The following is a 6,922-nucleotide window of genomic DNA, read 5'->3' on the forward strand; positions in this document are numbered from 1 at the left end:
TTGATTGAAGGCCGTCTCTTGTATGGCATCTTTGACGAATCATTATGGCGCGCAATTTCATCATCTTCGCAGGCACAGCGAATCGCGATTTGGCTTCGGCGATCGCGCGTGAATTGAACACGACGCTCGGCTTGGCTGCCGTCGAGAATTTCCCCGACGGCGAAACGACCGTCAGGTTGGAGGAGCCCGTGCGCGGTCGCGAGGTCTTCATCGTGCAGCCGACCTCGCCGCCGGTGAACGATCACTTGCTTGAGCTTCTCGCCTTCGCCGATGCCTGTCGCCGCGCTTCCGCCGCCCGGATCACCGCAGTGGTCCCGTATTTCGGTTACGCGCGCGCCGACAAACGCCACGGACGGCGCGAACCGATCACCGCCAGCATGATCGCCGATCTGATGCAAACGGTCGGCATCGATCATCTCATCACGCTCGACTTGCACGCGCCACAGATCGAAGGCTTCTTCCGCATCCCTGTAGATAGCCTGACGGCGGTGCCGACGTTGGCGCGCGCGTTGCGCGATCGCGTGCCCGATGATGCGGTCGTCGTCTCGCCCGATACCGGGCGCGTTCATGCGGCGACCATGTACGCGCACCGCTTGAAGACTTCGGTCGTCGTCTTACACAAACAGCGCGCGAGCGGCACCGAAACGCGCATCACGCACGTCGTCGGCGATGTGCGCGATCGCGCGTGCGTGATCGTCGATGATATGATCTCGACGGGCGGCACGATGGCCGAAAGCATCGAGGCGTTGCTCGCCGCCGGGGCGCGCCCCGAATTCACGCTCGTTGCCACGCATGGATTGTTCTTGCCCGGCGCGCGCGCCAAGCTAGACCATCCGAGCGTGCGCGCCGTTGTCGTCACCGATTCGGTGGAGATCATCTCGCGCGATTGGCCGCAGCTTGAGGTCGTCTCCATCGCTCCGCTCATCGCCGAAGCGATACGCCACACGTTGATCAACGGCGCGTTCGATCTCGCTTGAACCGCTGTCCGAATGAGGCGCGCCCTAACGCTTCGGGCGAGCTTCTATTTACGCGGACAAGACACGCTGGTGGACGGCTCAAACTTGGCGTTCCGCTGACGGGTCCCTCGCTTGAATCAGGCCAGCCATTATGCCATCAGCTTTGCGATCCGTTCCGCGCATCTCTCATCTCTTCACCGAGATTTCATCGCGTAACACCACGCCACCTTTCATGACGAAACGCACGCGCTCCAGTTCCGTGATGTCACGCAACGGATCGCCCGCGACGGCGATCAGGTCGGCATATTTGCCCGCTTCGATCACGCCAAGGTCATCTTGCGCATTGAGCAGTTCAGCCGCCACGATCGTCGCCGAACGGATCGCTTCAAGCGGCGCCATCCCGTACCGGACCATGAACGAGAACTCTTTCGCCTCGTTCTCGGTCCAAGGATAACCGCCAGCGTCCGTCCCGTAAGCGATGCGCACGCCTTTGCGCACGGCCAAGCGGAAAGCTTGCGCTTCCGCGTCGCGCATCTGAAGCCACACGGGCGCTCCGGCTGCGGCGCGACCGGGCGCGACGTAAACGCCGACGTAGATCGTCGGGCACCAGAAGATGCCGCGCTTGTTCATCTCATCCATCAACTCTTCATCGAGCCCGTAACCGTGCTCGATGGAGTCGAACCCATGTCGAACCGCGGCGGCGATGCCATCGCGACCCATCGCGTGCGCGGCGATCCGCCGCCCCAAACGATGCGCTTCTGTGACGAACGCTTCGAGCTCATCGTCCGTGAAGTTCAGCATGCTATGCAAGACGCCATCTTTGAAGTAGTATCGCCGATCGACGTAGACCTTGATCCAATCGGCGCCATATTTGACCTGCTCGCGCACGCCGCGTCGAATCTCCTCTGGACCATCGACGAACTGCACGCCTTCGGGCATCTTCAGTTCCCAAGCGTAACCGGTGATCGGATACATCCCCGTGGCGGAGAAAGCGCGCGTGGCGACGAACATGCGCGGACCGGTGATGACGCCGTTTTCGATCGCTTTTTTGACGTCAACGTCGGCGTACATCGCGCCTTCGGTGCCGAGATCACGAATCGTCGTAAAGCCGTTCATCACGGCGGTGCGCGCCGCAACCGCAGCGCGAAGAGTGCGGTAGGGGATCGATTCCTTCAGAAGCTGTGCGTCGTAATCGGCGGAAGTCACATCGCCTTGCAACAAGACGTGCGTGTGGCAATCGATCAACCCGGGAAGCACGGTGGCCGATGAAAGGTCTATGCGTTGCGCATCCGCCGAAGCTTGTCGCGCTATCTCGGCATATGGTCCGACGGCGCGGATTCGCTCGCCGACGATGAGCACGCCTTGATCTTCGAGCGCGCGCCCGGCGCGCACGTCGAGCAACCGCCCGGCGCGAACGAGCATTTGGCGCTGACTCGGTGCGGATGCCTGTGCGTGGACCAGCCCCGTGAAAGAGACGGAAAAGACGAGCAAAGCGATAATGGTCAGTAAGCCAGACGCTTCTTTTCGCCGCCCACGGTTCCCGCAGACGGAAACGAAAGCGATGATGATCAGTAGGTTATTCCACGGTCCTTTCATTGACGTTCCTCCAATCTGCCCACAATTCTTGACGGCGATCACCTCGGCACTGGGCCAATCATAAGCGACCGTCGTCGCTGTGCATCTTCGATTTCATCGGTTGATTCAACAGTTCGACTGAAGTGCTGTGCCTGAAGCAGCACCGGGCACAAAAGAAAGCTCGCAGACTGGCTCTTAGTCAAGCGATGGTTATGCCTCATCGGTTGGCGACAGTGCTACAGCGACACAACAGCAACACCGATTGTGAAGACGTCTATCTATGATGGTTCCAGACCTTCCTTGTGCATTCCTCTGCATGCCACGGCGCAGAGCACGGTGTTGACGAGAGGCACGCTGAGGGCGGTCAGGTGGAGTAACTTGTTGTGTGTCGTCCGCCGATCAAACGCGATTCTCTTTCTTTAAGACTCTTTTTGAAGCACGGGCGGTTTGATCTCCGGTAATTGCAATCTATCCGCTACGGTTGAACATAGCCCTTTCAGCTTTTATTCATCCAGCTAACTAGACCCATTCATAATATTCATCCAGCTAACTAGACCCATTCATAAATGCCCAATTTCTCCCCGCCATTCTTAGAATTAGCTACCCTGAACGCTTGTCGAGTCCCTCTCTGCAACACTTCGATTCTCATTGATACTGCCGCAAAATTCTTGCGCCACCTGTCAGAAATTCACGGCGCATGAGATAGCACGCAGAATTTCAGCGTTGCCCTCGCGTGAAGGATAAACGCCAAGATCTCGCAATCATCGTGCATTCCGAATTGTGCAGCGCATAGAAAGTGGGGATGCGGCACTATGCTTGCTCGATCTCTGCGTGGAGCGCAACCAGTCTCTGCTCATGCGTTGCGACTCGGCGCGAGCAGCACAAACTTCGACGAAAGAAGTGCAAACTGGTCGCGCCGCGCCTGACGCTACAGCAAGATGTTGCTTCTCGGAAATGATGTCCATGATGTCGGCTGAGGTGAAACCGGAACTCGCTTCTGAAGGATGAGCGGCTCGCAGCGTAGATCAGAGTTAGTGAACTGCTGGTGCTATTAGGAGGGGCTACTATGCTTACCCGATCATTTCAACGGCTCACCGCGATGGTTACGCTGATTGCCGTATGGACTTCTAACGCTTTGGCGCGTTCGACATCGCTTGTTGCAGGACAGAATTCAGTTTGTGAATCGTGCGCACAACCACCTCAAACATCCTCAGACTCACAGCGATCCGATCCATTTCAACCTCGCGGTGGATGGCGTAAGCCGCGCAGCGCACAACTCGGCTCAACTCCAGAAGCTCGCGCCGCTTATGAACGGCTGACGCCCGAACAGAAGGAAGAAGCTATCAAAAAGCTGCGCGAGTATTTACAACCTGCTGTTCAACGAGAGATGGAACGTCGCGCACAAATGCGTCCGCCCAGTTTGGAACAAATCTTCAGGGGCGAAGTCTCCTCTCAGGAGCTTGAGAGTTCGGCTATGTTCGATGCTCCACTGGCTTTCACCGGGCAAGGCGCGCGACAATTCCTCGTGCGACAGAAGGGTTCGAGCAGCGGCCGAGCTAGTCAATCATCTCTAGCTGAGAATCAATCATCGCCGAGCAGCGCCGGAACAGAAGGGATTGAGCCGTTGCGCCCGCCTGATGAATGTTACCCTTACCCGTATCCTTGCGAACCCGGCAATCTTCCGCCGCGCATCACCAGCGTGACAGCTTCGCCGACTTCGGGCGCGGTGCCGCTCGCAGTCAATTTCAGCGTCAACGCTTATGACCCGGATGGTTACATTGTGGATTACTTCTGGACCTTCGGCGATGGCGCAAGCGACACGGGAGCTTCGGTAGCGCACACCTATCAAGCAGCAGGCAGTTACACAGCGACCATCACGGTGACGGATGATTATGGGGATACGGCGAGCGCGTCCGTCGTTATCCAAGTCACAGGACCACCATCGCCACCACCGCCGCCGGGTTCAGATGCGGATGCTGACGGCTTACCGGATGATTTCGAGAATCAAGTAGCAGACGCTTTCACGCCGATTTATCACGTTGGAAATGAACAACCGGGCACAGGCTTTGCGCTCTTTGGCGATTACGTGCCGCAGACGGCGATACAAGTCTTTCCGCCCGTGCCGCCGATCAGCCATTTCCGTGTACAACCACTTGGATTTGCGACGGACGCTTACGGCAATCAATATGGCTTCCTGCGGATTGATTACCTGACGCTGTGGAACCGCGATGATGGGCTAGATGTCACTTGGTTCTGTAGACTCAACTTAGAGCTTCTGGCAGAAGCCTACAACCTTGCAGGCATAGGTATCACAGTAGGTGACATACTTGAGAGTGTAACGGGGCACATGGTGGATAACGAGCGTTCTGCGGTGTTAGTAGCCGCTCCTGTCTCGGCTCCCAACGTCTTCAACACTAATCCATGGGCTTACAGCGCCTACAGCTTCTTCACGACAGCACACGAAGGAAGCATCCTCTTTGACCAGAGCCGCTACTATTATCCGGATCAGCCAGTACCGGCGGGATGGCATATCCATTTGTGGCTTTCGCGCTCTAAACACGGCACATACCCCTTCCACCCTGCTGGATTTCCAATCTTCCGCCCCGTGTGGATACTTCTGTACTTTTCAGGAATTGAGTTTCTCTATGGCATGGGGTGGATTGATGAGTACACCTATCTAGCCTTTGCCTATGCGGGCGATGTTACTTTCTATTCCTGCATTGTGGAACGCTTCGACGAGTTAGGCGTGTCGTTTGCTGCGACGCGCAGCAACGTTGGCGAGCCGAGTAACCCGATCAACGGTTCACACTTCATCCAAGACACGCAGCACGGATTGCGGCAGAAGTTAGAAATGCCGTTGTGGTAGAACTTGAAGAGCCTAGCGAGAACGTTTTCTCGCTAGACTCTTCCTTAAAGGATAAACAAAAAGGAGAAGCTGTCCTATGTTTAAGAGAATCATCACACTGCTTATAGTAGGGCTGGTCATTAACTTGGTTTGTGTTACGCCCACCGTCGTTGGTCAGCAAACTGGCTCGGACGCGCGTGCTGAGAAGATGAAGGCGAAAGTCATTAAGATTGGAACGGGGCCGGATGCGCGCGTCGAAGTTAGATTGAGCAATGGCCGACGGGTGAAAGGCTACATCAGCGAGAGCAAGGATGATTATTTCACAGTAGTGGATGATAAAGCTGGTGTCGCCACACGCATAGATTACACGCAAGTGCAAAGGATCAGTGTTCAAAGACATCTCTCGTCCGGAGCCAAACGGATGATTACTGGCGCAATTTTGCTGGGCATGATTTTGTTTTTTGGGGTTCTTGCCGCCAAATCATGAGAATCAATGCCCATGATTTTGCCTTTTACTTCTCTACCATAGATTTCCTCTATGGAATAGGAGCGATAGATGAGTACACCTATCTGTATCTCGCCTATGTCGGCGATTTCGCCTTCTACTCCTGTTTGGTTGAGCGCTTCGACGAGTTAGGTGTAGCGTTTGCTGCCGCGCGCATCAATGTTGGCGAGCCAAACAACCCGATCAACGGCTCTCACTTCATTCAAGATACGCAGCACGGATTGCGGCAGAAGCTAGAAGAGTCGCTGTGGTAGTGACTCGGAGAGTTGCGGGGGAACGTTTCCTCCCGCAGCTCTTCCTTCATATGGCGAAATCCTCTCTCCTCTAGCAGTAAATAAGCAACTCTGAAAGGAGCACATTCATGTTGAAGAAGCTAGTCTCAATCATCACCGCCGGATTAGTCGTCAATCTTCTTTGCGTTGCGTCTGTTACTGCCGAGACGAATGCAGATAAAGAAGTTCGTTTTGCTGAGAACGTGAAAGCGGGCATCGTTCGTCTCGGCATAGGTCCAGAGGCAAGAGTCGAGATTAAATTACGCGATGGAAGAAAATTAAAAGGCTATATCAGCGAAATCGGCGATGAGTACTTCGTCGTGACGGATGCGAAAACTGGCACAGCGACATCTATCCCTTACCCTCAGGTGCAGAAGGCTAAGGGACACAACACCAGACAAAACATTATAGTTGCCGTTGTCTTAGGTTTCTTGATTGTCGGGCTAATTCTGGCCGCTAAGGCCTGAAAACAGATGTTGTCCAGCAATCAAGGCGACGAGCATCAACGTAGGCGAGCCAAACAATCCGATCAACGGCTCTCACTTCATCCAAGGCACGCAACACGGATTGCGGCAGAAGTTAGAAATGCCGTTGTGGTAGAACTTGAAGAGCCTAGCGAGAACGTTTTCTCGCTAGACTCTTCCTTAAAGGATAAACAAAAAGGAGAAGCTGTCCTATGTTTAAGAGAATCATCACACTGCTTATAGTAGGGCTGGTCATTAACTTGGTTTGTGTTACGCCCACCGTCGTTGGTCAGCAAACTGGCTCG

Annotated in this window: 6 protein-coding genes; 5 read left to right on the top strand and 1 reads right to left on the bottom strand. The window is 55.2% G+C overall.

Annotated elements, in window-relative coordinates; translation table 11 throughout:
• Positions 1-44: 44 nt before the first annotated feature.
• A complete protein-coding gene (locus PYK22_RS15785) occupies positions 45-977 on the top strand; it encodes a ribose-phosphate diphosphokinase (protein ID WP_041978733.1) in 933 nt (310 codons plus the stop codon).
• A 165-nt stretch (positions 978-1,142) separates the two neighbouring features.
• Here PYK22_RS15785 and PYK22_RS15790 read toward each other — a convergent pair whose 3' ends face one another.
• Positions 1,143-2,552, bottom strand: a complete 1,410-nt coding sequence (locus PYK22_RS15790; protein ID WP_060635775.1) for an amidohydrolase family protein — start codon at positions 2,550-2,552, stop codon at positions 1,143-1,145.
• 1,045 nt (positions 2,553-3,597) lie between these two features.
• On the opposite strand from PYK22_RS15790, the gene PYK22_RS17060 reads away from it, so the two are divergent.
• The 4 genes from PYK22_RS17060 to PYK22_RS15810 all read left to right on the top strand — a co-directional run bounded on the left by PYK22_RS17060 (position 3,598) and on the right by PYK22_RS15810 (position 6,620).
• Entirely contained in the window at positions 3,598-5,397 is a 1,800-nt protein-coding gene (locus tag PYK22_RS17060; RefSeq protein WP_083437916.1) for a PKD domain-containing protein, read from the top strand.
• Positions 5,398-5,473: 76 nt separating this feature from the next.
• The gene (locus PYK22_RS15800) at positions 5,474-5,863 is read left to right on the top strand and encodes a hypothetical protein (RefSeq protein ID WP_041978735.1); all 390 of its coding nucleotides are present in this window, start codon (positions 5,474-5,476) and stop codon (positions 5,861-5,863) included.
• A complete protein-coding gene (locus PYK22_RS15805) occupies positions 5,860-6,135 on the top strand; it encodes a hypothetical protein (protein WP_041978737.1) in 276 nt (91 codons plus the stop codon). Before PYK22_RS15800 ends, PYK22_RS15805 begins: the two co-directional genes overlap by 4 nt.
• A gap of 107 nt (positions 6,136-6,242) precedes the next feature.
• Entirely contained in the window at positions 6,243-6,620 is a 378-nt protein-coding gene (locus PYK22_RS15810) for a hypothetical protein (RefSeq protein WP_041978740.1), read from the top strand.
• Positions 6,621-6,922 lie beyond the last annotated feature (302 nt).

Source organism: Pyrinomonas methylaliphatogenes, from assembly GCF_000820845.2.
Classification (GTDB): Bacteria; Acidobacteriota; Blastocatellia; order Pyrinomonadales; family Pyrinomonadaceae; genus Pyrinomonas; species Pyrinomonas methylaliphatogenes.